The sequence below is a fragment of the Bacillus sp. JS genome (assembly GCF_000259365.1).
Taxonomy (GTDB): Bacteria; Bacillota; Bacilli; order Bacillales; family Bacillaceae; genus Bacillus; species Bacillus stercoris.
Genome location: NC_017743.1, coordinates 3490299 through 3515509, shown reverse-complemented (window position 1 = coordinate 3515509; position 25211 = coordinate 3490299). Strand labels below are relative to the sequence as shown.

General features: G+C 42.3%; 29 protein-coding genes. 27 read left to right on the top strand and 2 right to left on the bottom strand.

The features are described from left to right. The first annotated feature begins 66 nt into the window (after positions 1-66). The 27 genes from comFA to minJ all read left to right on the top strand — a co-directional run bounded on the left by comFA (position 67) and on the right by minJ (position 23204). Entirely contained in the window at positions 67-1449 is a 1383-nt protein-coding gene (gene comFA, locus MY9_RS17855) for an ATP-dependent helicase ComFA (protein WP_014665561.1), read from the top strand. Positions 1450-1517: 68 nt separating this feature from the next. Beyond that, a complete protein-coding gene (comFB, locus tag MY9_RS17850; protein ID WP_014665560.1) occupies positions 1518-1814 on the top strand; it encodes a late competence protein ComFB in 297 nt (98 codons plus the stop codon). Next, the gene (locus tag MY9_RS17845) at positions 1778-2500 is read left to right on the top strand and encodes a ComF family protein (protein WP_041521429.1); all 723 of its coding nucleotides are present in this window, start codon (positions 1778-1780) and stop codon (positions 2498-2500) included. The genes comFB and MY9_RS17845 overlap by 37 nt, the downstream gene beginning before the upstream one ends. Before the next feature lie 73 nt (positions 2501-2573). Beyond that, the gene (locus MY9_RS17840; RefSeq protein ID WP_014665558.1) at positions 2574-2993 is read left to right on the top strand and encodes a TIGR03826 family flagellar region protein; all 420 of its coding nucleotides are present in this window, start codon (positions 2574-2576) and stop codon (positions 2991-2993) included. A gap of 80 nt (positions 2994-3073) precedes the next feature. Then, entirely contained in the window at positions 3074-3340 is a 267-nt protein-coding gene (gene flgM, locus MY9_RS17835; protein WP_014665557.1) for a flagellar biosynthesis anti-sigma factor FlgM, read from the top strand. Positions 3341-3354: 14 nt separating this feature from the next. Beyond that, positions 3355-3837: a flagellar protein FlgN gene (flgN, locus tag MY9_RS17830; RefSeq protein ID WP_014665556.1), complete on the top strand. Its 483-nt coding sequence runs from the start codon at positions 3355-3357 to the stop codon at positions 3835-3837. 18 nt (positions 3838-3855) lie between these two features. Further along, positions 3856-5379, top strand: coding sequence for a flagellar hook-associated protein FlgK (flgK, locus tag MY9_RS17825; protein WP_014665555.1), 1524 nt, complete (start codon positions 3856-3858; stop codon positions 5377-5379). Between the two features lie 10 nt (positions 5380-5389). Then, positions 5390-6286, top strand: a complete 897-nt coding sequence (gene flgL / locus MY9_RS17820) for a flagellar hook-associated protein FlgL (RefSeq protein WP_014665554.1) — start codon at positions 5390-5392, stop codon at positions 6284-6286. A gap of 48 nt (positions 6287-6334) precedes the next feature. Further along, a complete protein-coding gene (locus MY9_RS17815) occupies positions 6335-6910 on the top strand; it encodes a DUF6470 family protein (RefSeq protein ID WP_014665553.1) in 576 nt (191 codons plus the stop codon). 20 nt (positions 6911-6930) lie between these two features. Further along, positions 6931-7362 carry a flagellar assembly protein FliW gene (gene fliW / locus MY9_RS17810; RefSeq protein WP_014665552.1) on the top strand — a complete coding sequence of 144 codons (432 nt, stop codon included), beginning with the start codon at positions 6931-6933 and terminating at the stop codon, positions 7360-7362. Then, positions 7356-7580 (top strand): carbon storage regulator CsrA, encoded by a 225-nt coding sequence (gene csrA, locus MY9_RS17805; protein WP_014665551.1) that lies wholly within the window; start codon positions 7356-7358, stop codon positions 7578-7580. The genes fliW and csrA overlap by 7 nt, the downstream gene beginning before the upstream one ends. A gap of 143 nt (positions 7581-7723) precedes the next feature. Beyond that, the gene (gene hag, locus MY9_RS17800; protein WP_014115342.1) at positions 7724-8563 is read left to right on the top strand and encodes a flagellin Hag; all 840 of its coding nucleotides are present in this window, start codon (positions 7724-7726) and stop codon (positions 8561-8563) included. 233 nt (positions 8564-8796) lie between these two features. Then, positions 8797-9126 carry a flagellar protein FlaG gene (gene flaG, locus MY9_RS17795; protein WP_014665550.1) on the top strand — a complete coding sequence of 110 codons (330 nt, stop codon included), beginning with the start codon at positions 8797-8799 and terminating at the stop codon, positions 9124-9126. 17 nt (positions 9127-9143) lie between these two features. Continuing rightward, entirely contained in the window at positions 9144-10640 is a 1497-nt protein-coding gene (locus tag MY9_RS17790) for a flagellar hook-associated protein 2 (RefSeq protein ID WP_014665549.1), read from the top strand. 21 nt (positions 10641-10661) lie between these two features. Beyond that, positions 10662-11063, top strand: coding sequence for a flagellar export chaperone FliS (gene fliS, locus MY9_RS17785; protein ID WP_014481041.1), 402 nt, complete (start codon positions 10662-10664; stop codon positions 11061-11063). Continuing rightward, entirely contained in the window at positions 11060-11401 is a 342-nt protein-coding gene (gene fliT, locus MY9_RS17780) for a flagella biosynthesis regulatory protein FliT (protein WP_014665548.1), read from the top strand. Before fliS ends, fliT begins: the two co-directional genes overlap by 4 nt. Positions 11402-11410: 9 nt before the next feature. Next, positions 11411-11788, top strand: coding sequence for a hypothetical protein (locus MY9_RS17775; RefSeq protein ID WP_014665547.1), 378 nt, complete (start codon positions 11411-11413; stop codon positions 11786-11788). A 188-nt stretch (positions 11789-11976) separates the two neighbouring features. Next, positions 11977-12546: a ribosome hibernation promotion factor gene (gene hpf, locus MY9_RS17770; RefSeq protein WP_014665545.1), complete on the top strand. Its 570-nt coding sequence runs from the start codon at positions 11977-11979 to the stop codon at positions 12544-12546. A 167-nt stretch (positions 12547-12713) separates the two neighbouring features. Further along, positions 12714-15239 (top strand): preprotein translocase subunit SecA, encoded by a 2526-nt coding sequence (gene secA, locus MY9_RS17765; protein WP_014665544.1) that lies wholly within the window; start codon positions 12714-12716, stop codon positions 15237-15239. A 69-nt stretch (positions 15240-15308) separates the two neighbouring features. Continuing rightward, positions 15309-16410 (top strand): peptide chain release factor 2 gene (gene prfB / locus MY9_RS17760; protein ID WP_101172229.1). Its coding sequence is split into 2 segments (ribosomal slippage): positions 15309-15380 and positions 15382-16410, totalling 1101 coding nucleotides; the frame shifts between segments, so codons are not numbered across the junction. A gap of 166 nt (positions 16411-16576) precedes the next feature. Continuing rightward, positions 16577-17422, top strand: coding sequence for a YitT family protein (locus MY9_RS17755; RefSeq protein WP_041521428.1), 846 nt, complete (start codon positions 16577-16579; stop codon positions 17420-17422). 48 nt (positions 17423-17470) lie between these two features. After that, positions 17471-17809: a cytochrome c551 gene (gene cccB, locus MY9_RS17750; protein ID WP_014665540.1), complete on the top strand. Its 339-nt coding sequence runs from the start codon at positions 17471-17473 to the stop codon at positions 17807-17809. A 233-nt stretch (positions 17810-18042) separates the two neighbouring features. Continuing rightward, positions 18043-18729, top strand: coding sequence for a cell division ATP-binding protein FtsE (gene ftsE / locus MY9_RS17745; protein ID WP_014665539.1), 687 nt, complete (start codon positions 18043-18045; stop codon positions 18727-18729). Then, positions 18722-19612 (top strand): permease-like cell division protein FtsX, encoded by an 891-nt coding sequence (gene ftsX / locus MY9_RS17740; protein WP_015251119.1) that lies wholly within the window; start codon positions 18722-18724, stop codon positions 19610-19612. Before ftsE ends, ftsX begins: the two co-directional genes overlap by 8 nt. Before the next feature lie 140 nt (positions 19613-19752). Next, positions 19753-21195, top strand: coding sequence for a carboxy-terminal processing protease CtpB (gene ctpB, locus MY9_RS17735; RefSeq protein ID WP_014665538.1), 1443 nt, complete (start codon positions 19753-19755; stop codon positions 21193-21195). A gap of 383 nt (positions 21196-21578) precedes the next feature. Beyond that, positions 21579-21932: a swarming motility protein SwrAA gene (gene swrA / locus MY9_RS17730; protein WP_015251121.1), complete on the top strand. Its 354-nt coding sequence runs from the start codon at positions 21579-21581 to the stop codon at positions 21930-21932. Positions 21933-22010: 78 nt separating this feature from the next. After that, the gene (gene minJ / locus MY9_RS17725) at positions 22011-23204 is read left to right on the top strand and encodes a cell division topological determinant MinJ (protein WP_014665537.1); all 1194 of its coding nucleotides are present in this window, start codon (positions 22011-22013) and stop codon (positions 23202-23204) included. Positions 23205-23251: 47 nt separating this feature from the next. Here the strand turns inward: minJ and MY9_RS17720 are convergent, their stop codons facing one another. Further along, positions 23252-24586 carry an MFS transporter gene (locus tag MY9_RS17720; protein ID WP_014665535.1) on the bottom strand — a complete coding sequence of 445 codons (1335 nt, stop codon included), beginning with the start codon at positions 24584-24586 and terminating at the stop codon, positions 23252-23254. A 30-nt stretch (positions 24587-24616) separates the two neighbouring features. Continuing rightward, on the bottom strand, positions 24617-25186 hold the full coding sequence (locus MY9_RS17715) for a TetR/AcrR family transcriptional regulator (protein WP_014665534.1): 570 nt from the start codon (positions 25184-25186) through the stop codon (positions 24617-24619). Positions 25187-25211 lie beyond the last annotated feature (25 nt).

The window sequence follows — 25211 nt, the reverse complement described above, 5'->3', positions numbered from 1 at the left end:
TCTATTTTGATTGTTCGACAGAAACTATTCATTCAGGCATACTGTCTCGAAAGGAGGCGGTGCTATGTGAAGGTGCCAACTGAAAAGCACATTTCCTTTTCTAGAGAATTGCAGCAGACGCTTCAAAGCCGTCATTTGCTCAGGACTGAACTCCCATTTTCCGATGAGATGATTGAATGGCATATCAAGAATGGCTATATCACCGCTGAAAACTCTATATCTATAAATAAACGGGGATATAGATGTAATAGGTGCGGCCAAACTGATCAGCGGTATTTTTCTTTTTATCACTCATTTGGAAAAGATCAGCTGTATTGCCGTTCCTGTATCATGATGGGCAGAGTGAGTGAGGAGGTTCCTTTATATTCATGGAAAGATGGAGATGAACAAAACTGGAAGTCTGTTAAGCTGACATGGGGCGGCAAGCTTTCAAGCGGACAGCAAAAAGCCGCCAATATTTTAATTGAAGCAATATCAAAAAGAGAAGAACTCCTCATCTGGGCGGTTTGCGGCGCTGGCAAAACAGAAATGCTATTTCCTGGTATAGAATCAGCGTTAAATCAAGGACTGCGTGTATGTATTGCAACTCCTCGCACCGATGTTGTATTAGAGCTTGCCCCAAGACTCAAGGCTGCCTTTCAGGGTGCTGACATTTCAGCGCTTTACGGAGGAAGCGATGACAAAGGGCGGCTATCTCCGCTCATGATTTCCACCACGCATCAGCTTTTGCGATATAAAGATGCATTTGATGTTATGATCGTTGATGAGGTTGACGCTTTTCCGTATTCTGCTGATCAAACCCTTCAATTCGCTGTTCAAAAAGCAAGAAAGAAAAACAGTACCCTCGTTTATTTAAGTGCAACACCTCCTAAAGAATTAAAAAGAAAAGCGCAGAACGGACAGTTACATTCAGTTCGCATCCCCGCAAGACACCACCGGCAACCTTTACCCGAACCGCGCTTTGTATGGTGTGGAAACTGGAAGAAGAAATTAAACCGAAATAAAATTCCGCCAGCGGTGAAAAGATGGATAGAGTTTCATGTGAAAGAAGGGAGGCCTGTTTTTTTATTCGTTCCCTCCGTTTCTATTCTAGAAAAGGCTGCTGCGAGCTTTAAAGATGTTAATTGCCGAACCGCGACTGTGCATGCGGAAGACAAGCATAGAAAGGAGAAAGTGCAGCAATTCAGAGATGGTCAGCTCGATCTATTAATCACAACAACAATACTGGAAAGAGGCGTTACGGTTCCCAAGGTGCAAACAGGTGTACTAGGAGCGGAATCGCCTATCTTTACGGAAAGCGCACTTATTCAAATCGCAGGAAGAACCGGCCGGCATAAAGAGCATGCAGACGGCGATGTCATCTTCTTTCACTACGGCAAAACAAAGAGTATGCTCGATGCAAAAAAGCATATAAAAGAAATGAACGGATTGGCAGCAAAAAATGAATGAACAGACTAGCCATTATTTGAAAACGTGGTACAGTATACTCATATAACCGATGATGAGGAGCTGTAAAAATGCTTGTCAATTCAAAAGAAATCGTAATGAAAGAACTGCTCGACCGTTATATGGACCAGCTTCACATGGCCTGCACGTGCCAAGTATGCCAAAACGATGTACTGGCACTTTCTTTAAACAAAGTGAGACCATCCTACGTTACTGATCTTAAAAAGATCGCATATACGAAAGCAGAGATGGTAGATAAACAAAAAAATACGGCTATGCTTGTCATTTTGGCTGAATCTGCAGCTGTGGTATCAGAGAGTCCAAGCGATTTATGCCAAACAAAGCAGGAGGAGGCATTCATAAACTGATCTGTCTGCTATGCGATTCGCAATTTTCTCAAGCTGTTACATGGAGAGCTCTTTTTTTATTAAAGCCTGACGAAAAGGTCTGTCATTCCTGCAGAAGTAAATTGAAAAAAATCACAGGACATATCTGCACCATATGCGGCAGACCTCAATCCGTTTATGCGGTATGCAGGGATTGTGAGGCGTGGAAATCAAGGATCAGTCACAGCTTGCTGCTCCGCCAAAATCGTTCAGTTTACACATATAATGATATGATGAAAGAAACGCTCTCCCGTTTTAAATTTAGAGGAGATGCAGAAATTATAAATGCTTTTAAAAGCGATTTTTCTTCAACCTTTTCAAAGGTTTACCCCGATAAGCATTTTGTTCTTGTTCCTATTCCGCTAAGCAAGGAACGGGAAGAGGAGCGCGGATTTAACCAGGCACAGCTCCTGGCAGAATGTTTAGGCAGGCCCATCCACCATCCCCTAATCCGCCTGAATAATGAGAAACAGTCTAAGAAAAAGAAAACAGAACGCCTGCTTTCCGCGCGTATTTTTGATACGAAAAACAATTCAGCAGAAGGTATGAATATCATTTTAATAGACGATCTTTATACAACAGGCGCCACTTTGCATTTTGCAGCGCGCTGCTTATTAGAAAAAGGAAAAGCCGCTTCAGTGGCATCTTTTACCTTAATCAGAAGCTAAATGATTCTGTTTTTATGCCGATATAATCACTAGAAATTGACACAGGCATATTATCGAATAAGGAGAAAAAAAGATGGGAGAACTGGCGAATTGTCCGAAATGTAATACTTTATTTTTAAAGACAAAGCTGCAAACCGTATGTCAGGCGTGTATTAAGGAAGAAGAAAAATCATTTGAGACTGTTTATAAGTTTTTAAGAAAGCAGGAAAATCGGCAATCAACTTTGAACCGGATAACTGAGGAAACAGGTGTGGAAGAAGAGCTGATATTGAAATTCATCAGGCAGAAGCGAATTCAGATCACTCATCTTCCTAATTTGGCATACCCTTGTGAAAGGTGCGGAACATCGATTCGAGAAGGCAAGTTCTGCAAGGCTTGCCAGTCCGATATCAAGGCTCAAATGGATCATTTGAACCACGAGGACGCTCTGAAAATCGAGAAAGAAAATAGTAAAAAAGACACATACTATGCCTATAATACCAAAAACAGCTGATTCCCTAAACTAACTGAAAACGCAGTCGATAAAAGGGTTAAGATTGTTTAAAGACTGCAACGGAAAGCGAGAGGAATCCTATGAAAATCAATCAATTTGGAACACAATCCGTTAATCCATATCAAAAAAATTATGAAAAGCAAGCGGTGCAAAAAACTGCTGCACAGCCTCAAGATAAAATTGAAATTTCGTCACAGGCTAAAGAAATGCAAAATGCATCCGACGCAGTCGCTGGTTCACGACAGGAAAAAATTGCGCAGCTTAAAGCGCAAATCGAAAACGGGTCATACAAAGTAGACGCAAATCACATAGCGAAAAATATGATTAATTTTTATAAAAAGCAATAAAAAGGAGAAAGCCCATGTCAGCAAAGGCCATTATTGAACAATTAAAGCGACTTTGCGTTCTGCATGAGCACCTGCTCACGCTGTCTGAAGAAAAGACGGAAGCGCTCAAAGCCGGTAAAACAAAGGAGCTTTCAAACCTTTTGACAAAAGAGCAAAAATATATTCAAGCGATCACGCAGACAGAAGATGACCGGATCAAAGCAACCTCCGCCTTTCTCGGATACAGCGAAAATAACACCATTACCGCATGTATCGCCAAAACCTCAGGCAGCGAAAGGGAAGAGCTGGAACAACTATACGAATCTCTTTCTACAGTTCTCGGACGTCTGAAAAAAGTAAATGAGATGAATAGGCAGCTGACGAGAGACGCGCTGCAATTCATCTCTATTTCGTACGATATGCTGGTTCCTAAGGAAAATAACTTCAATTACAGCAAATCAATTAAAGCTGAGCTGCCGAAGAGCAGCCGAATGAAACTTTTTGATTCAAAAGCTTAGCAGAAAGGAATTCAAAAAATGACATCTACCTTTATGGGGCTTGAAACTGCAAGGCGGGCGTTAAGCTCTCAGCAGGCAGCGTTAAGCACGACTGCAAATAACGTGGCAAATGCCAATACTGATGGTTATACAAGACAGCGGGTCTCATTGGAGGCAACTGACTATTTCCCTGCGGTATCCAAAAATGCAGAAAAAACAGCTGGACAAATGGGTACAGGTGTTCAAGGAAAGTCAGTTGAGAGAATAAGAGATATCTTTCTTGATTATCAATACCGTCTTCAAAACAACAGTGCCGGATACTATGACACGAAAGCTAAAGCGCTGTCGCAAATGGAAGGCGTTTTAAATGAGACGGATGACAGCGGCTTGAACAGTGTGCTGAATTCGTTTTGGAATTCCCTGCAGGAATTATCGAATAATACAAATGAAGAAAGTGCACGTTCTGTTGTTGCTCGAAAAGGACAAGCTGTAGCTGAAACGTTTAATTATATTTCTGAATCACTTACAAATGTTCAATCGAATTTAAAAGCGGAGTTAAATACAACTGTGTTGGATGTCAATTCTCTGCTTTCTCAATTAAACAGTTTAAATAAGCAAATTGCACAAGTAGAACCGGTCGGGCTTCTTCCGAATGGTTTATATGATCAGCGAGATTTGCTGATCGATAAATTATCCTCAATGGTTGATATCAAAGTCAGCTATAACAAATCAGGCGGGAATGCACTTTCGTCTGCTGAGGGAACTGTATCAATTGAAATTCTTGATAAAAATAAACAGTCGCTTGGAACTGTTTTGGACGGTAAAAATTACGAGGTTTCAGAACTTACAGCCAACTATGATAATGAAACTGGTTTAGTATCAAGTATTTCAATCGGAGATAAAGCTGTGCAGGCGGAGTCCTTCAGCAGCAAGGGATCTCTTTTAGGATTTATAGAGTCTTACGGGTATATAACAGCAGATGGTCAAGAAAAGGGCGTATATCCGGAAATGCTTTCTGATCTTGACAATATGGCGCTTGAATTTGCCAAAGCTTTCAATGAAGTGCACAGAAATGGTTTGACCAAGAGCGGTGAACAAGGCGGAGACTTTTTTGATTTTACCGGCGGTGAAACTGAACCTGCAAAGGGAGCGGCGGGCAAGATTAAAGTGTCTGACAGTATAATAGATTCAAAAGGCGCAAACATTGCTTTCTCACTGACTGGTTCAGCAAACGATAACGCCAATGCTACAAAATTAGCAAATGTTTTAACCGGCAAAATAACCATTAACGGCAAAGAAACTAGTGTGTTAGATTATTATGCGGGTCTGATTGGCGAGCTAGGGATCGAAGCTCAAGAGGCTAATCGGCTGGCGTCTAATACAGAAACACAGCTGAATGATGCAGACATAAACCGTCAGCAAATGAGCGCAGTTTCTTTAGACGAAGAAATGACCAATATGATTCAATTCCAACACGCATACAATGCAGCTGCAAGAATGGTGACTTTACAAGACGAATTGCTTGATAAAGTGATCAACGGCATGGGTGTTGGGGGAAGGTAGGTAAAGTCATATGAGGGTAACACAAGGCATGATACAGCAAAACTCACTGAGATATATCGGTTCGAGCTACTCGAAGCTGGATAAACTCCAGTCACAGATTTCTTCAGGAAAAAAAATCTCAAAGGCTTCCGACGATCCTGTAGTAGCAATGAAAAGCTTAAAGTATAATACGCAACTGTCTCAAGTGCAGCAGTATAAAAGCAATGCTTCTCAAGCTTTTACCTGGCTCGAAAACACTGAAACAAACATTACAGAAGGAATTGACATCCTATCGAAGGTCAGAGAATTAGCGGTTGAAGCTCAAAATGATACAAACGGCGAGGCGGAGCGGCAAGCGATTGGCGTAGAAGTGAAGCAGCTAAAGGAACAGCTTTTAAATATTGCGAATACACAAGTGAACGGCAGATATATCTTTAACGGGACAAATTCAGATAAGCCTCCGGTTACAGATAACGGAGACGGAACTTATACAATTTCTGATACAGCTGATGTCGTAGTCAATATATCAAATAATATGTCATTGAAAGTGAACTCAGATCCAAAGTCAGCTTTTGGAGGCACTTCTGAAAGCGGGCAGAATGTATTTGAAATGCTTGATTCTTTTGAGAAAGCATTAAGTTCTGGTTCACTGGACGGCATGGACAGTGTTTTAGATGATCTTGACCATTTCTCTGACGGCATGAGCGCTGAACGCTCTGATCTTGGAGCGAGATATAATCGTCTTGAACTGGTTAATACAAGACTTTCAGCTCAAGAAGAAACAGCTACCAAAGTGTTGTCAGACAATGAAGATGTAGAGCTGGAAGAAGTAATAACTGAATTTATTGCGCAGCAAAGTGTGCACAGGGCAACTCTGGCTGTTAATGCGCAAATTGTTCAGCCTACATTGATTGACTTTTTAAAGTAAGCGGCTCTCTTAGGAGTTCGCTTTTTTTATAGTTCAGGAGGTAGAGTGATGCAGATTCCCAGATTGATTATGCATAGTGTTCAAGGGAAAATAGGTTTAACAACGACGCCCGCCAGCTTAAAAATGGAGCAGCCGCAAGCCGATCTTGAGATCCAACAGCCGAGTGCGGAAATGGAAATATCGGTGACACCTGGAAAACTCACGATTGACCAGACACAAGCATGGGAAGAATTAGACAGAAAGCATGTTTTCAAGAGAATTGAAGAAGCCGCCCAACAAGGACATGAGGATGTAATGGAGGGGATAGCCCGTACTGCCGAAGAGGGCGACGAGCTTATGAGGATTGAAAATAAGGGGAACCCAATCGCTTCACAAGCAAGGAGGAACTCTGAAATGCACCAAATTCAATTAGGCGAACATTATGCCCCTTCTCTATCTAGGGTGAAAATACAATATACTCCGTCACAGCTCGATGTTCAGATTACGCCGCGAAAGCCTGTTATTCAGGCCGAGCCGCATAAGCCTATTGTTGAATATACGCCAGGAAATGTTAAGGTTGACATGCTCCAATACCCTGATTTAAATATAGATGTAGAATACCCGAAAGAATCACCCGAAAAGTAAAAAGAAAAGGATCGTGAACAATGATCATTCATACGAAGTACCATGGCCAAATGAACGTAAAAGAAGAACAAATCATTCTTTTTGAAAACGGAATTCCAGGTTTTTTAGAAGAAAAACAGTTCGTCATTCTTCCGCTTTCAGAAGACTCTCCATTCGTGGCACTGCAGTCCGTCACTTCAGAAAATCTTGCGTTCATCGTTGTAAGTCCGTTTATCTTCTTTAGGAATTATGAATTTGACCTTGATGAATCAACTGCTGAACTTTTGGATATTGAAAATATTGAAGATATAGAAGTCATGACAATACTGACCATGGCAGAGCCATTCGAAAAGTCTACTGCGAATTTATTGGCTCCCATAATTGTGAATCGCAAGAACATGATGGCTAAGCAAGTCGTTTTACACGACTCCTCATATACGACAAAGCATCTGATTGGAGGAGAATCATGCTAGTTTTATCGCGGAAAATAAACGAAGCGATTCAAATAGGCACTGATATTGAAGTGAAAGTGATTGCGGTTGAGGGGGATCAAGTGAAGCTTGGAATTGAAGCCCCAAAGCATATTGATATTCATCGGAAAGAGATTTATTTAACCATTCAGGAAGAAAATAACCGTGCGGCGTCGTTATCCAGCGATATGATCTCCGCATTATCCTCACAAAAAAAGTGAGGATTTTTTTATTTTTGTATTAACAAAATCAGAGACAATCCGATATTAATGATGTAGCCGGGAGAGGGTACAAATGGCTCCGCCGATTACAAAATTGAGGCACAAGGACGTGCCTAAACAACATATTCAGGGAGGAAATAAAAATGAGAATTAACCACAATATCGCAGCACTTAACACATTGAACCGTTTGTCTTCAAACAACGGTGCAGCACAAAAGAACATGGAGAAACTTTCTTCAGGTCTTCGTATCAACCGTGCGGGAGATGACGCAGCAGGTCTTGCGATCTCTGAAAAAATGAGAGGACAAATCAGAGGTCTTGATATGGCTTCTAAAAACTCTCAAGATGGAATCTCTCTTATCCAAACAGCTGAGGGTGCATTGACTGAAACTCACTCAATTCTTCAACGTGTTCGTGAGTTAACTGTTCAAGCGGGTAACACTGGTACTCAAGATGCAACGACAGACCTTCAAGCAATTCAGGATGAAATTGATAACCTTCTTGATGAGGTAGATGGAATTTCTCAACGTACAGCTTTTAACGGTAAAAACCTTCTTGATGGTACGGAGACAAATGGATTCACTTTCCAAATCGGTGCCAACAAAGGTCAACAATTAACAGTTAGCATTGGAGATATGAGTACTGCTGCTACAGGTCTTGACATGTTAAAAGCAGATTACAAAGTAACAACAGCTACGGCAGCTAACACAGATGCGCTTCTAACTAAAGTAGATTCTGCAATTAACAAAGTATCTTCTGAGCGTGGTAAACTTGGTGCAGTGCAAAACCGTTTAGAGCACACAATCAACAACCTTGGTGCTTCTTCTGAAAACTTAACTGCTGCTGAGTCTCGTATCCGTGACGTTGACATGGCTAAAGAGATGAGCGAGTTCACAAAGAACAACATTCTTTCTCAAGCTTCTCAAGCAATGCTTGCTCAAGCAAACCAACAGCCGCAAAACGTACTTCAATTGTTACGTTAATTTTAAAGAAGACCTTGGCGTTGCCAAGGTCTTTTATTATATTTCTAACTCCGAATCATTCTCCTTGCTATCTCTAACTCATGATATAATAACTGGATTCTCTCCACTGATTTTTTATAAATGCATTTCCGAACAAGAAATCTAAAACAGATGAGTTTTTTTCCAAAAATATGTGTAATCTTATCTCGACTCAGTCGATATAAACGATAGATTGGGGCATAGGGGATGATCAATTGAACATTGAAAGGCTCACTACGTTACAACCTGTTTGGGATCGTTACGATACTCAAATACATAATCAGAAAGACAATGAGAATGCAGTTCCTGTTCATCAAGTTTCATTTACCAACCTTTCTGAAATGGTTGGGGAAATGAACAAGCTTTTGGAACCTTCGCAAGTGCACCTCAAGTTTGAGCTTCATGAGAAGTTAAATGAATACTATGTAAAAGTAATAGAGGACTCTACAAATGAGGTCATCCGCGAAATTCCGCCAAAACGGTGGCTTGATTTTTATGCGGCTATGACTGAATATCTTGGGTTATTTGTAGATGAAAAAAAGTAGATTAGGAGTGGTTTGAAATGGTCACGAGAATAACAGGTCTGGCGTCAGGAATGGATATAGATGATATCGTCTCAAAGCTGATGAAGACAGAAAGAGCACCGCTTGACAGGCTGACACAAAAAAAACAGACTCTTGAATGGCAGCGTGACAGCTATCGTGAAGTAAATACAAAAATAAAAGAATTCCAAGATTATATGTCTAAAAATACGTTGACATATCCGAGTACGTATCAGGGCAAAACTGTGACAAGCTCAAATGAATCTGTGTTAACTGCTACAGGAAGCTCAAGTGCGCCAAACTCTTCTTCTACTGTTGAAGTAGCGAGCTTGGCAACCGCAGCAACGTATAAGGCAAATAATTATACGGGATACACACAAGGCGATTATAATTTGGCATTTAACGTTGTGGCGCCTGGCGAGACAACGGCAAAAACAGTGAACATCAGTGTGACGAGCGCTGATACGATTGATAATGTGATTTCTAAACTGAACAGCTCAGATCTAGGCGTATCAGCATTTAAAGATAAAATTTGGAATGGAACAGAGTATGTGGAAACGATTGCATTCTCTTCTAAAGCAACAGGCGCAGGAGGCAGCATACAGGCAGCAGACGCTTCTACAGCAGATTTTATGTCCGGTCAGCTAGGTTTTTCTTTGGACGCTGATAATAAGATTACTGCTTACAAAGAAGGAACGAATGCAAAAGTCACGATCAACGGCTTTGAAATGGAGAAGCTGTCAAATAATTTCACAGTTAATGGCGTTACGTATTCGATCAAAAATACAACTGCAGCCACAGGCCCTGTTACCACATCTGTTTCAACTGATGTTGACGGGATTTACAACCAAATTAAAGAGTTTGTGGATAAATACAATGAATTGGTTGACAGCCTGAACGAAAAGCTGCAAGAAGAAAAATACAGAGACTATACGCCGCTGACGAGTGAACAAAAAGAAGCCATGTCCGATAAAGAGGTAGAACTCTGGGAAGAGAAGGCAAAAAGCGGTTTGCTGAGAAATGATAGCAGCATCAGCACAGGTACGAACCAAATGCGGACGGATTTTTATACTCAAGTAAATGTTGATGGTAAAAACCTTCAATTAACTGAATTTGGTATCACAACTTCAAGTACTTACCAACTGAGAGGACATTTGGAGATTAATGAAGACAAACTGAAAGCCAAAATACAAGAAGATCCGCAAAGTGTCGCCGCTTTATTTACAAACGGAACGAACAGCAGCGCCTATAGTGATAAAGGGATTATGAAACGCATCGGTGACACACTGAAAAGTACGGTGAAAAGCATTGAAGCAAAAGCCGGCAACTCGACAATGGGCGCCGATAACTACTCGATCGGTAAAAATTTAAACACAATCAGCACTGATATCATCAAAATGCAGGACCGGTTGAACGCGATAGAAAACCGCTACTATACAAAATTTAGTGCGATGGATTCTGCGATTCAAAAAATGAACGAACAATCGTCCTATTTATCACAGCTTCTTGCACAATAAATGTAATTTGGAGGATGACACATGGCGATCCAAAATCCTTATACAGCCTATCAGCAAAATTCAGTGAATACGGCTACACCCGGTGAGCTGACGCTTATGCTGTATAATGGCTGTTTGAAATTTATAAGACTTGCCTCTCAGGCCATTGAGAATGATGATATGGAACGTAAAAATGAAAATCTGATTAAAGCGCAAAATATTATTCAGGAATTAAATTTTACACTTAACCGTAATATAGAGCTTTCCGCTTCTATGGGTGCGATGTACGATTATATGTATCGCAGATTGGTACAGGCAAATATCAAAAATGATACGGGCATGCTGGCTGAGGTTGAAGGTTATGTAACAGATTTTCGCGATGCTTGGAAACAAGCCATTCAAAGTGAACGGAAGGACCGGCACGGATCAGGCGGGATCGCATGAATAACATAGATCAACTATACACTGAGACGAAGAGTATGCTGTCACACATACAAAATACGCCGGAAAGCGATGAACTTTTAAAGCAAATTGAAGACTTTGTGGCTACACGGTCTGAACTGATTCAGGAGATATCTCTGCCGCTTTCAAAAGAAAAGCGAAAGCAGATGAAACTTATCTTGACATGGGATCAGCTGATTGTGAAGGAAATGGAAAGACTGAAGCAGTCAATCGCAACAGAACTTCAGCAGATGAAAAGAAAACGTGTGATGCATACGACGTATTTAAATCCTTATAACAACATTACGATTGACGGCACATATTATGACAAGCGTAAATAGGTGAGTGCCTTGAAGAGCATTGAAGATTATACGCTTTTATCAGCTTATTATCATCTTCTTTTTACCATTGAAGAAGGGTTATGTTATTTGATAGAGGCTGAAGAGAATTTATCAAAAACAGAAGGGGATCGGATCTATCAAGATCTGATCCAAGCCTTTTTTTATTTGGATTCAACACATTCAACACTTCTCTTCATTATGGATACGCGATGTGCTGAAATTTGTGTGAAAGCATTTGACCAAATTTTTGCAGAGTTTGATCAATTGGTCTCTTTCTCTTTTCCCTCTCATGAGTTCTGCGAGTATTTAAAAGAACATTTTCTGATTCACTATAGAAAATGGATGCTGTCTATTCATCAATGTATGGAACCCTTTTTAATCAATTAGGCGTGTGTGAGGTATTTGTTTTGTTCAATCAGCATATACATATACCTCCGAACCGCCATTAGCAGCAAATACAAACAATATTCGACAAAGTTCACTGAATTTTCACAAAAGATTTATGTTTCAGCAGGAATTGTAAAGGGTAAAAGAGAAATAGATACATATCCTTAATAAAAGGGAGGCGTTCTTTGATGAACTATCACATCAGAGGAGAAAATATTGAAGTGACACCTGCGTTAAAGGATCATGTCGAAAAGAAAATCGGCAAGCTGGAGCGTTATTTTGACCATAGCGTGAATGCCGATGTGAACGTCAACTTGAAGTTTTACAATGACAAGGAGTCTAAGGTTGAGGTTACGATTCCGATGACAGATCTGGCGCTTCGATCCGAGGTGCATAACGAGGATATGTACAACGCAATTGATCTCGCAACAAACAAACTGGAACGTCAAATCCGTAAGCATAAAACGAAAGTAAACCGTAAATTCCGTGAGCAGGGCTCTCCGAAATATTTATTAGCCAGCGGCTTTGGCTCTGATACAGATATTGCGGTTCAAGATGATATAGAAGAGGAGGAGAGCTTGGACATCGTCCGTCAGAAACGCTTTAATTTAAAGCCGATGGATAGTGAAGAAGCGATCTTGCAAATGAATATGCTCGGCCATAATTTCTTTGTTTTCACAAATGCGGAAACAAACCTTACAAATGTCGTGTACCGCAGAAATGACGGGAAATATGGCTTAATTGAACCGACTGAATAATGAAGAGAAGCCTTCCGTGATGTCCGCGGAAGGTTTTTGTTTTTCTTATTTGCAAATTCTTTGGAAATAACAAAAGGTGTGATATGATAATGAGAGGTATACATGGACTAGTAAATTATTTATACATGCCTCTAAAATAGGCATGTGATGATAGAGGAGCGTTATAAATGCTTGGAATTTTAAATAAAATGTTTGATCCAACAAAACGTACGCTGAATAGATACGAAAAAATTGCTAACGATATTGATGCGATTCGCGGAGACTATGAAAATCTCTCTGACGACGCGTTGAAACATAAAACGATTGAATTTAAAGAGCGCCTTGAAAAAGGGGCGACAACGGATGATCTTCTTGTTGAAGCATTCGCTGTTGTTCGGGAAGCTTCGCGCCGCGTAACAGGCATGTTCCCGTTCAAAGTCCAGCTCATGGGGGGCGTTGCGCTTCATGACGGAAATATCGCGGAAATGAAAACAGGGGAAGGGAAAACGTTAACGTCAACTCTGCCTGTTTATTTAAATGCGCTAACAGGTAAAGGTGTACACATCGTGACTGTCAACGAATACCTGGCAAGCCGTGATGCTGAGCAGATGGGTAAAATTTTCGAGTTTCTCGGTTTGACTGTCGGTTTGAATTTAAACTCAATGTCAAAAGACGAAAAACGGGAAGCTTATGCCGCTGACATCACTTATTCCACAAACAACGAGCTTGGCTTCGACTATTTGCGTGACAATATGGTTCTTTATAAAGAGCAGATGGTTCAGCGCCCGCTTCATTTTGCGGTAATAGATGAAGTGGACTCTATTTTAATTGATGAAGCGAGAACACCGCTTATCATTTCTGGACAAGCTGCAAAATCCACTAAGCTGTACGTACAGGCAAATGCTTTTGTCCGTACGTTAAAAGCGGAGAAGGATTACACGTACGATATCAAAACAAAAGCTGTACAGCTTACTGAAGAAGGAATGACGAAGGCGGAAAAAGCGTTCGGCATCGATAACCTCTTTGATGTGAAGCATGTCGCGCTCAACCACCATATCAACCAGGCCCTAAAAGCTCACGTTGCGATGCAAAAGGACGTTGACTATGTAGTGGAAGACGGACAGGTTGTTATTGTTGATTCCTTTACGGGACGTCTGATGAAAGGCCGCCGCTACAGTGAGGGGCTTCACCAGGCAATTGAAGCGAAGGAAGGGCTTGAAATCCAAAACGAAAGCATGACCTTGGCGACAATTACGTTCCAAAACTACTTCCGGATGTACGAAAAACTTGCCGGTATGACCGGTACGGCAAAGACAGAGGAAGAAGAATTCCGCAATATCTACAACATGCAGGTTGTCACGATCCCTACCAACAGGCCTGTTGTCCGTGATGACCGCCCGGATTTAATTTACCGCACGATGGAAGGAAAGTTTAAGGCGGTTGCGGAGGATGTCGCACAGCGTTACATGACGGGACAGCCAGTTCTTGTCGGTACGGTTGCCGTTGAAACATCTGAGTTGATTTCTAAGCTGCTTAAAAACAAAGGAATCCCGCATCAAGTGTTAAATGCCAAAAACCATGAACGTGAAGCGCAGATCATTGAAGAGGCCGGCCAAAAAGGCGCAGTTACGATCGCGACTAACATGGCGGGGCGCGGAACGGACATTAAGCTTGGCGAAGGAGTAAAAGAGCTTGGCGGACTCGCTGTTGTCGGCACAGAACGACATGAATCACGCCGGATTGACAATCAGCTTCGAGGACGTTCCGGACGTCAGGGAGACCCGGGGATCACTCAATTTTATCTTTCTATGGAAGACGAATTGATGCGCAGATTCGGAGCTGAGCGGACGATGGCAATGCTCGACCGCTTCGGAATGGACGACTCTACCCCAATTCAAAGCAAAATGGTATCTCGCGCGGTTGAATCGTCTCAAAAACGAGTTGAAGGCAATAACTTCGATTCGCGTAAGCAGCTTCTGCAATATGATGATGTTCTGCGCCAGCAGCGTGAGGTCATTTATAAGCAGCGCTTTGAAGTCATTGACTCTGAAAACCTGCGTGAAATCGTTGAAAATATGATCAAGTCTTCTCTCGAACGCGCAATTGCAGCATACACGCCAAGAGAAGAGCTTCCTGAGGAGTGGAAACTTGACGGTCTAGTTGAGCTCATCAACACGACTTATCTTGATGAAGGCGCACTTGAGAAGAGCGACATCTTCGGCAAAGAGCCGGATGAAATGCTTGAACTCATTATGGATCGCATCATCACGAAATATAATGCGAAGGAAGAGCAATTCGGCACAGAGCAAATGCGTGAATTCGAAAAAGTTATCGTTCTTCGTGCCGTTGATTCTAAATGGATGGATCATATCGATGCGATGGATCAGCTTCGCCAAGGGATTCACCTTCGTGCTTATGCGCAGACGAATCCGCTGCGTGAGTATCAAATGGAAGGCTTTGCGATGTTTGAGCATATGATTGAATCAATTGAGGATGAAGTCGCAAAATTTGTGATGAAAGCTGAGATTGAAAACAATCTTGAGCGTGAAGAGGTTGTACAAGGCCAAACCACGGCCCATCAGCCGCAAGAAGGCGACGATAACAAAAAAGCAAAGAAAGCACCGGTTCGAAAAGTGGTTGATATCGGCCGAAATGCCCCATGCCACTGCGGAAGCGGGAAAAAATACAAAAATTGCTGCGGCCGTACTGAATAGTTCGCCCCGGCACGTTTATTGACCGCGGCGCCTGCAGGCGCCTGCGGATCTTTTAATGAGGTGAATGAAATGGAATTATCAGAAATCAGAGCAGAGCTCGAAAATATGGCTTCTCGTTTAGCGGACTTTAGGGGGTCTCTTTGACCTCGAATCAAAGGAGGCCCGCATTGCTGAGCTAGATGAACAAATGGCTGACCCGGAATTCTGGAATGATCAGCAAAAAGCTCAAACGGTTATAAATGAAGCAAATGGTTTAAAGGATTATGTCAATTCGTATAAAAAATTGAATGAATCCCACGAAGAATTACAAATGACTCATGATCTTTTGAAAGAAGAGCCGGACTCAGATCTCCAGCTTGAGCTTGAAAAAGAACTAAAATCATTAACAAAAGAGTTCAATGAGTTTGAGCTTCAGCTTCTTCTCAGCGAGCCGTATGATAAAAATAATGCGATTTTAGAATTGCACCCAGGTGCTGGCGGTACAGAGTCACAGGACTGGGGCTCTATGCTTCTTAGAATGTACACAAGATGGGGAGAGCGCCGCGGCTTTAAAGTGGAAACGCTCGATTACCTTCCAGGTGACGAGGCGGGAATTAAGTCAGTGACATTGCTAATCAAAGGACACAACGCTTACGGATATCTCAAAGCGGAAAAAGGTGTCCATCGTCTCGTGCGGATTTCACCGTTTGATTCATCAGGCCGCCGCCACACGTCTTTCGTGTCCTGTGAAGTCATGCCTGAATTTAACGATGAGATCGATATTGATATCCGTACGGAGGATATTAAAGTTGATACGTACCGTGCCAGCGGAGCGGGCGGACAGCACGTCAATACGACAGATTCAGCCGTTCGGATTACTCACTTGCCAACGAATGTGGTTGTGACGTGCCAAACGGAGCGCTCACAAATTAAAAACCGTGAAAGAGCCATGAAAATGCTGAAGGCCAAGCTGTATCAGCGCAGAATTGAAGAGCAGCAGGCAGAGCTGGATGAAATTCGCGGTGAACAAAAAGAAATCGGCTGGGGAAGCCAAATTCGTTCTTATGTATTCCACCCGTATTCCATGGTAAAAGACCATCGGACTAATACAGAAATGGGGAACGTTCAAGCTGTAATGGATGGTGACATTGATACATTTATTGATGCCTATCTGCGTTCTAAGCTTTCCTAAGCTGAAAAACACACCTGATGCATACGGGTGTGTTTTTTTATTCCTCATATCCTTGATTTCACTGCTGCTTTAGCATATTACCACTGTATTTGGGTGTTATTTACATCTAATCAGGGAAGGATTAAAATGCTATCGGAGAGCATTGGAAGAAACGGAGGATATTTTGATGGACGTACGGAATAAAACATTATGGGTTTTGCGGGATTATGTATACATACTGATAGGAGCAGCGATTACAGCCGTGTCCTTTAATGTATTTTTGCTTCCGAACAAGATCGCCGCCGGCGGTGTCAGCGGGATCAGTACGATTTTACAATCATACGGTTTTGAAGCAGCGTATGTACAGTGGATTATTAATATTCCTTTATTTATTGCGGGTGTCATTTTGCTCGGCGGGAAATTTGGGCTAAAGACGCTTGCAGGTTCTGTTTTTTTGCCGCTAGTAGTGTTTTTGACAAGGGATATTCAGCCAGCCACTCACCATGAACTCTTAGCGGCAATTTTTGGCGGTGTCGGGATAGGTGTCGGAATTGGCATTGTGTACTTAGGGAAAGGTTCGACAGGAGGAACAGCCTTGGCTGCACAGATCATTCATAAGTACTCCGGCCTGTCATTGGGGAAGTGTCTTGCTATCATTGACGGAATGATCGTTATTACCGCTATGATCGTATTTAATATTGAGCAAGGCTTATATGCCATGCTTGGCGTCTATGTGTCCAGCAAAACCATTGATGTTGTGCAAGTCGGCTTTAATCGTTCCAAAATGGCGCTCATTATTACAAAGCAGGAGCAGGCGGTCAAGGAGGCTGTCTTACAGAAGATTGACAGAGGCGTGACGAAAATTTCAGCAGTTGGCGGATATACCGACGATGACCGTCCGATTTTAATGTGCGTGGTGGGGCAAACTGAATTCACCAAATTGAAACAAATCGTCAAACAGATTGATGAGTCTGCTTTTGTGATTGTAGCAGACGCGAGCGAGGTGCTGGGCGAGGGTTTCAAACGCGCTTAAACGAGGTTATAATATGGAAGAGATCGTAAAGGAGTTGTGCTTCTCAACATGAAATCAAAGTTATCGATACTAATGCTTGGATTTGCGCTTTCTGTTCTGTTGGCTGCCTGCGGTTCAAACGATGCAAAAGAAGAGAAGACAGACACCGGCAGCAAGACGGAAGCCACTGCATCTGAAGGGGAAGAATTATATCAGCAAAGCTGCGTTGGCTGCCACGGCAAGGATTTAGAAGGTGTGTCAGGACCTAATCTCCAAGAGGTCGGAGGCAAATATGACGAACACAAAATTGAAAGCATTATTAAAAACGGCCGCGGCAATATGCCAAAGGGGCTTGTAAATGATAACGAAGCCGCTGTTATTGCCAAATGGCTGTCAGAAAAAAAGTAAGATGAGAAAATCCTTGCCGAGTGCTGGCAAGGATTTTTTTATACCATAACAATATGAATGAAAAGAAACTGTAATAGTATTATGTCTAAAATTGACGTATAATGAAGTGTATTGAAAAAGGAAACTTTCAGATTTTTCATCTTTTTACAAATGAATGGGTCATAAATTGTCGAATGCATTCGAAGAGTATGACCGTGTGATAGATAAAATGATATAAAAGATTAGGTGATTTCATGATAGAAATGAAGGAAGTATATAAAGCCTATCCGAACGGCGTAAAAGCGCTCAATGGGGTTTCTGTTGCCATTCATCCCGGCGAGTTTGTGTATGTTGTCGGTCCGAGCGGAGCGGGTAAATCTACTTTTATTAAAATGATTTACAGAGAAGAAAAACCGACAAAAGGACAAATTTTAATCAATCATAAAGATCTCGCGGCAATTAAAGAAAAAGAGATTCCTTTCGTGCGCCGTAAAATCGGCGTTGTCTTTCAGGATTTCAAGCTTTTGCCGAAACTTACTGTTTTTGAAAATGTGGCATTTGCCCTTGAAGTAATTGGAGAACAGCCGTCTGTCATTAAGAAACGGGTGCTTGAAGTGCTTGATCTCGTGCAGCTGAAGCATAAAGCGAGACAATTTCCTGACCAGCTTTCAGGCGGGGAGCAGCAGCGTGTATCTATTGCCAGATCAATTGTGAACAACCCTGATGTTGTGATTGCTGATGAACCGACAGGAAACCTTGATCCGGATACGTCTTGGGAAGTCATGAAGACGCTGGAGGAAATTAATAACCGCGGGACAACAGTCGTGATGGCGACACATAATAAAGAAATCGTAAACACCATGAAGAAACGTGTCATTGCAATCGAAGATGGTATCATTGTGCGTGATGAGTCAAGAGGGGAGTATGGTTCATATGATTAAAATTCTCGGGCGCCACTTGCGTGAGAGTTTTAAATCTCTCGGGAGAAACACATGGATGACATTCGCATCCATTAGTGCTGTAACCGTTACGCTGATTTTGGTCGGCGTGTTTTTAGTGATTATGCTGAATTTGAATAACATGGCTACGAATGCTGAGAAACAAGTCGAAATCAAAGTGTTGGTTGATCTGACTGCAGATCAGAAGGCGCAGGACAAGCTTCAGAACGATATTAAGGAACTGAAGGGCATTCAGAGTGTCACGTTTTCATCTAAAGAAAAAGAGCTTGACCAGTTGGTTGACAGCTTTGGCGACAGCGGAAAATCCCTGACGATGAAGGATCAGGAAAACCCGCTTAATGATGCGTTTGTCGTCAAAACGACAGATCCGCATGATACGCCGAACGTGGCGAAAAAGATCGAAAAAATGGATCATGTTTATAAAGTCACTTACGGAAAAGAAGAGGTCAGCCGTTTGTTTAAAGTAGTCGGCGTTTCCCGAAACATCGGAATCGCGTTAATTATCGGACTGGTATTTACGGCGATGTTCTTAATTTCCAACACCATTAAAATTACAATTTTCGCAAGAAGAAAAGAAATTGAAATCATGAAGCTTGTCGGCGCGACAAACTGGTTTATCCGCTGGCCGTTTTTCCTTGAAGGATTGCTGCTAGGCGTATTCGGTTCTGTGATCCCGATTGCATTGGTGCTGAGCACGTACCAATACGTCATCGGATGGGTCGTTCCAAAGGTTCAAGGGTCATTTGTCTCTCTTCTTCCTTATAATCCATTTGTATTCCAAGTTTCGTTAGTGCTGATTGCAATCGGTGCAGTAATTGGAGTATGGGGAAGTCTGACTTCCATCCGCAAGTTTCTGCGAGTATAAAGTGAAAAAGCCGTCCCGCTTTCGGGGCGGCTTTTTCATTTGCCTTCTTTTTCTTCTATGATTACATGAAATCTCCATCCTTTACATATACTATCTCTAGGTTTTGATAAAGACAGTCTGGCATACAGGAGGAGTAAAGGATGAATCAAAAAATAATGGCTGTGATAGCAGCAGGGAGCATGCTGTTTGGAGGCGCCGGTGTATATGCGGGAATCAACCTGCTTGAGATGGATAAGCCCCAGACTGCAGCAGTTCCCGCGACGGCACAAGCTGACTCTGAACGGGATAAAGCTATGGACAAAATCGAAAAAGCGTATGAGTTAATTTCGAATGAGTACGTAGAAAAAGTTGATAGAGAAAAGCTGCTCGAGGGAGCCATCCAGGGAATGCTGTCTACGCTAAATGATCCTTATTCTGTTTACATGGACAAGCAGACAGCTAAGCAATTTTCTGATTCTCTTGATTCCTCATTTGAAGGCATCGGGGCTGAGGTTGGCATGGAAGACGGCAAAATTATTATTGTTTCCCCATTCAAGAAATCGCCAGCGGAAAAAGCCGGGTTGAAGCCTAATGATGAAATTATCAGCATCAATGGAGAATCGATGGCCGGCAAGGATTTAAACCATGCTGTGTTAAAAATAAGAGGAAAGAAAGGGTCCAGCGTTTCAATGAAGATTCAGCGGCCCGGAACGAAGAAACAGCTGTCATTCCGGATCAAAAGAGCTGAGATTCCGCTCGAAACAGTTTTTGCATCAGAGAAAAAAGTGCAGGGGCATTCTGTCGGATATATCGTCATCTCTACTTTTTCTGAGCATACCGCAGAGGATTTTGCAAAAGCATTGAGAGAGCTTGAGAAAAAAGAAATAGAAGGACTAGTCATTGATGTACGCGGCAATCCGGGCGGATATCTTCAAAGTGTGGAAGAAATACTTAAGCATTTCGTTACAAAGGACCAGCCGTATATACAGATTGCTGAACGCAATGGAGATAAAAAACGTTATTTCTCAACATTGGCCCATAAAAAAGCGTACCCTGTCAACGTGATTACGGATAAAGGAAGTGCCTCCGCATCAGAAATTCTTGCCGGCGCATTAAAGGAGGCTGGCCATTATGATGTTGTAGGCGATACGTCTTTTGGCAAGGGAACGGTTCAACAGGCTGTGCCAATGGGGGACGGCAGCAACATCAAATTAACGCTCTACAAGTGGCTGACGCCAAATGGAAACTGGATTCATAAGAAAGGAATTGAGCCGACCATTGCGATTAAGCAGCCCGATTATTTTTCCGCAGGGCCATTGCAGCTGAAAGAGCCGCTTAAAGTGGACATGAACAATGAAGACGTCAAGCATGCGCAGGTATTGTTAAAAGGTCTCAGCTTTGATCCGGGACGTGAGGATGGCTATTTCAGCAAAGACATGAAAAAAGCGGTTATGGCCTTTCAGGATCAAAACAAGCTGAATAAAACGGGTGTAATCGACACACGCACTGCAGAGGCACTGAATCAGCAGATAGAAAAGAAAAAATCAGATGAAAAAAATGATTTGCAGCTTCAAACAGCATTGAAATCATTATTTGTCAATTAAAGGAGATGGTATTCCATCTCCTGTTTCTTTATGCTTAAAGAGATTATGGATCATAAGTCACATAAAAAATGAGTTTTTGACAAGAAATTAAAAAAATTTTCACAAATAAACATTTATAAAGGACTGTTATTACCCGATATCAATATATGAGAGAGACTTTCTAACGAGTTAATATGCATTTAAAATGAAACTTTTGCAAGTTGCCTAGTCTTTGTTTACTTCATACAATATAAGAAGGTTCTAAAAAGAACAGTAATCAGGTTTATGGCAGCTGAACGACAGGTATTTAAAGAGTAACGTTAGCGAGAATGCTTGTTAGCACTCCAGTACTGCTGCGTATACTGGCCCGTGCTTATCTGGATAAAGAAAATGGGGGTTCACAATTGAAGAGGGCAAGTATTGTGCGTGAGAAAAAATATTATGAATTAGTGGAACAATTAAAAGACAGAACACAAGACGTAACATTTTCAGCTACAAAAGCACTAAGTCTTCTTATGCTGTTCAGCAGATATTTGGTCAATTACACCAATGTCGAATCAGTAAATGACATTAATGAGGAATGTGCCAAACATTATTTTAACTACTTAATGAAAAACCATAAGCGATTAGGAATTAATCTGACAGATATAAAAAGGTCGATGCATCTAATCAGCGGGTTATTGGATGTGGACGTAAACCACTATTTAAAGGATTTTTCACTATCGAATGTCACGCTGTGGATGACGCAAGAGAGATAAACTCTCCTGAGGATATCCAAGCCATTTAATATTTGATAGAATATGAGTAACATGTTTGGCTTGAGGCGGTGAGAGATAGTGTCTGTTCAATGGGGAATTGAACTGTTAAAAAGCGCGGGCCTGTTCTTCTTACACCCGCTTTTCTGGTTTTTTATCATCATAACTCTGGCTTTCGGCTATGTAAGAATCAAAAGGGAACGCAAAACCTTTCATACAAGAATAGCAGATATTTATGATGATCTGAAATTTACATATACAAAGGGACTGATTCCAGGTTTTCTTTTGTCAGTTGTTTTAGGTGGACTCGGAATATCGATTCCTCTCGGTTTACTTGCGATTATTGCCGTTATTACTGCAGCGGCAGCGTTCACTCTTCGCGCAAACTGGATGTCTGCTGCATATATCGTCAGTGTGAGTATGCTGATAGGTTTTGGACTGCAAGTCTATCAGGCTGAGCCCTTTCTGGAGAGATTTCCGCAAGGATTTGCAGTTGTTTGGCCGGCTGTGGCTGTGTTTCTAGGTTTGCTGATTATCACTGAAGGAGCGGTTGCTTATCGTTCTGCGCATGTGAGAACATCACCGGCGCTTGTCGTAAGCAGCCGCGGTTTGCCGATCGGACAGCAGCTGGCAAACCGGGTTTGGCTTTTGCCGCTGTTCCTTCTCGTGCCCGGTAATGGTTTAGAATCGCATCTTAGCTGGTGGCCGGTGTTTACTGTTCCCGGCGGCTTATTCCATTTTCTATGGATTCCTTACTTTGTCGGATTCGGACAAAGGGTACAGGGATCGCTGCCTGAAACGAGTATAAGGATCACAGCGAAACGCGTTTGTATTCTCGGCCTTGCCGTCACAGTTCTTGGTGCAGCGAGCTTGCTTTGGACGCCGCTTGCGGGTGCAGCCGTCTGTACAGCTTTGTTAGGACGCATTTTTCTGTCTATAAAGCAAAGGGTGAATGATAACGCGGCTCCGTTTTATTTCTCGAAACGGGATCAGGGCTTGATGGTGCTTGGGATTATCCCCAATACGCCGGCCGAGGACCTGGAATTGAAAATCGGAGAAATCATTACAAAAGTTAATGGGATACCGGTTAAGAACGTTTCCGATTTCTATGAGGCGCTCCAGCATAACCGTGCATATGTGAAGCTTGAAATTATCGGTTTGAATGGAGAAATTCGTTTTGACCAGCGAGCTTCTTATGAAGGAGAACATCATGAATTGGGCATCCTCTTCGTAAAGGATGAACGTGAAGACGAAGCAGCCGCTTCGGGATCATAAAAGGCAGCCCGGCACCGCAGGAAGATGCGGTGCCGGGCTGTTTTGTATTACGCTGAGTTTTTTTCTATCCGTGCCGTTTCATCAGATTTGATGCCCAATGAAACAAAAACGCCGATAATGGATACAGCAAAGAGAATCATAAATAGGGTATGATATCCCGAAATCAGGCCGATTAAGGCTGATGAAATGATGCTTCCGAAATAACGGAAGGTCGAGAAAATGCCCGATGCCACTCCTGACATACTAGGATCTACTGTGGCAAGGGATGACACCTGCATGCTGGTCAGACCGACTCCGGAAGCAAGTCCGCCAAGGATAAGAGAGAGCATGAGAAACAAGACGGAATGCGAGCTGCTTAACAGCAAAAATAATAGATTCGCTCCAGCCATCATAGCAAATGAAAGAAAAATGATTTTTTTTGCTCCCCACTTATGATGGAACTGTGCGCCCACCCAGTTGCTGGCTGACATGAAGATCGAAAATACGGAAAGCGCCATCCCGCTGTTAGACGTAGTAAGCCCAAATTGGTTCGTCATGAACAACGGCATGATCAATAAGACGGCATACATCATTAAATTGCTTAACAAGACTGATAGATTGGCATTTGTAAAGGTTGAGCTTTTAAACAGTGCAAAGTCAATGATTGGATGCTGCGTACGTTTTTCTCTTCTGAAAAAAAGCGGAACAAAAAGAAGTATTAATACACTGTATACCGCATAACCCCACGAAGCCTCATTTTTCGTCAGCAGGATAATGGAAACGATGCTGCCTGCAAGCAAGAGAGAGCCGATGATATCCAGCGGCGCGTCAGATTTATTTTCTTTATATTGAGGAAACATCGTTAATGCCGTAAATAAAGCAATGGCGAGGAACGGAATGTTGACCCAAAAAATCGAATGCCAGCTGAAGCTGTCAATCAGTATAGAGCCGATAAAAGGCCCGAGTGCTGCACCAAGTCCCGCGCCCAGTCCGAAAAATCCAAACACTTTCGGCAGGCGTTTTTCAGAAACCACATGCCGGATAATGGCAATGCTGTTTGGCGTAAGCAATGCCCCGCCGACTGCCTGCAATGCCCGAAAGACAATTAACAGGAGCAGACTTGGTGAGAGAGCGCAGCCTAGGGATGCGAATAGAAATAGGCCGACTCCCCATAAGTACATTGTTTTATTGCCGTACATGTCACCGAGCTTTCCTGCAATCGGCTGTGTGACTGCCATCACGATTAAATAAACGGTAACCACCCAAGTGATGCTTGCGAGGGATTCGTTATACGTATGGGAAATAGATGAAAGCGCGACCGCGATCATCGTTGAGTTAATGGGAACCAGAATGGCCCCCAATAATAGCGAGACGATCAGCGCCCATTCTTTTCTTGAGCTCATTAGGATCCTCCTTTTTATTATGCCAAGGAGTTAATCAGCAGAAATTCCTTTGACAAATAAAGCTGTGCTGTGCTCCAGCATTTTTTCCTGAGGCATTGATATGACCCGATTTCCTAAATGGAGACGGTGAATGAAATAACCGAAGATAATCGACATGAACACGTCGGCATGCTCCGCTTCATTTCCTGTCTGAATAACCCCTTTTTCACCCATCGTTTTGAGATAATCAACCAATAGCTGTTTCATAGATTGGGGATATTCAGTGACGTGGTTAATGACATCCTGAAACATGGCCGGTTCACGAAAGCTGATTTTAATGATATCTTTTCTATGTTCGAGCTCCTCCAAGAGACAGGTTCCGATATGAAGCAGGTCTTTGTACAAATCCCCTTCGGTTTGTTCCAAAATGCTGCTTCTGTTTGTAGAATGCTGAGAAAGCAAAGCCTCAACTAGTCCTTGTTTGTTTTTAAAGTTTCTGAAAATCGTCGCTTCACTTACGTTTGCTTTTTCTGCAATTTCTTTTGTAGTCGTTGCGCGATATCCTTTTTGGACGAGCAGCTGCATGGCAGCGTCAAGGATTCTCTTGTTTGTCGGTCTCAATACGTTTCACCTCACGAATATACTG

What these genes read in the sequence shown, in the direction of transcription:
- hpf (WP_014665545.1), top strand. Translation starts at nt 11,977, where the DNA reads ATGAACTATCACATCAGAGGAGAAAATATTGAAGTGACACCTGCGTTA.
- flgK (WP_014665555.1), top strand. Translation starts at nt 3,856, where the DNA reads ATGACATCTACCTTTATGGGGCTTGAAACTGCAAGGCGGGCGTTAAGC.
- MY9_RS17845 (WP_041521429.1), top strand. Translation starts at nt 1,778, where the DNA reads ATGCCAAACAAAGCAGGAGGAGGCATTCATAAACTGATCTGTCTGCTA.
- MY9_RS17815 (WP_014665553.1), top strand. Translation starts at nt 6,335, where the DNA reads ATGCAGATTCCCAGATTGATTATGCATAGTGTTCAAGGGAAAATAGGT.
- flgN (WP_014665556.1), top strand. Translation starts at nt 3,355, where the DNA reads ATGTCAGCAAAGGCCATTATTGAACAATTAAAGCGACTTTGCGTTCTG.
- comFB (WP_014665560.1), top strand. Translation starts at nt 1,518, where the DNA reads ATGCTTGTCAATTCAAAAGAAATCGTAATGAAAGAACTGCTCGACCGT.
- ctpB (WP_014665538.1), top strand. Translation starts at nt 19,753, where the DNA reads ATGAATCAAAAAATAATGGCTGTGATAGCAGCAGGGAGCATGCTGTTT.
- hag (WP_014115342.1), top strand. Translation starts at nt 7,724, where the DNA reads ATGAGAATTAACCACAATATCGCAGCACTTAACACATTGAACCGTTTG.
- secA (WP_014665544.1), top strand. Translation starts at nt 12,714, where the DNA reads ATGCTTGGAATTTTAAATAAAATGTTTGATCCAACAAAACGTACGCTG.
- cccB (WP_014665540.1), top strand. Translation starts at nt 17,471, where the DNA reads ATGAAATCAAAGTTATCGATACTAATGCTTGGATTTGCGCTTTCTGTT.
- ftsE (WP_014665539.1), top strand. Translation starts at nt 18,043, where the DNA reads ATGATAGAAATGAAGGAAGTATATAAAGCCTATCCGAACGGCGTAAAA.
- MY9_RS17720 (WP_014665535.1), bottom strand. Translation starts at nt 24,586, where the DNA reads ATGAGCTCAAGAAAAGAATGGGCGCTGATCGTCTCGCTATTATTGGGG.
- ftsX (WP_015251119.1), top strand. Translation starts at nt 18,722, where the DNA reads ATGATTAAAATTCTCGGGCGCCACTTGCGTGAGAGTTTTAAATCTCTC.
- fliW (WP_014665552.1), top strand. Translation starts at nt 6,931, where the DNA reads ATGATCATTCATACGAAGTACCATGGCCAAATGAACGTAAAAGAAGAA.
- flgM (WP_014665557.1), top strand. Translation starts at nt 3,074, where the DNA reads ATGAAAATCAATCAATTTGGAACACAATCCGTTAATCCATATCAAAAA.
- MY9_RS17755 (WP_041521428.1), top strand. Translation starts at nt 16,577, where the DNA reads ATGGACGTACGGAATAAAACATTATGGGTTTTGCGGGATTATGTATAC.
- flgL (WP_014665554.1), top strand. Translation starts at nt 5,390, where the DNA reads ATGAGGGTAACACAAGGCATGATACAGCAAAACTCACTGAGATATATC.
- fliT (WP_014665548.1), top strand. Translation starts at nt 11,060, where the DNA reads ATGAATAACATAGATCAACTATACACTGAGACGAAGAGTATGCTGTCA.
- fliS (WP_014481041.1), top strand. Translation starts at nt 10,662, where the DNA reads ATGGCGATCCAAAATCCTTATACAGCCTATCAGCAAAATTCAGTGAAT.
- MY9_RS17840 (WP_014665558.1), top strand. Translation starts at nt 2,574, where the DNA reads ATGGGAGAACTGGCGAATTGTCCGAAATGTAATACTTTATTTTTAAAG.
- csrA (WP_014665551.1), top strand. Translation starts at nt 7,356, where the DNA reads ATGCTAGTTTTATCGCGGAAAATAAACGAAGCGATTCAAATAGGCACT.
- MY9_RS17790 (WP_014665549.1), top strand. Translation starts at nt 9,144, where the DNA reads ATGGTCACGAGAATAACAGGTCTGGCGTCAGGAATGGATATAGATGAT.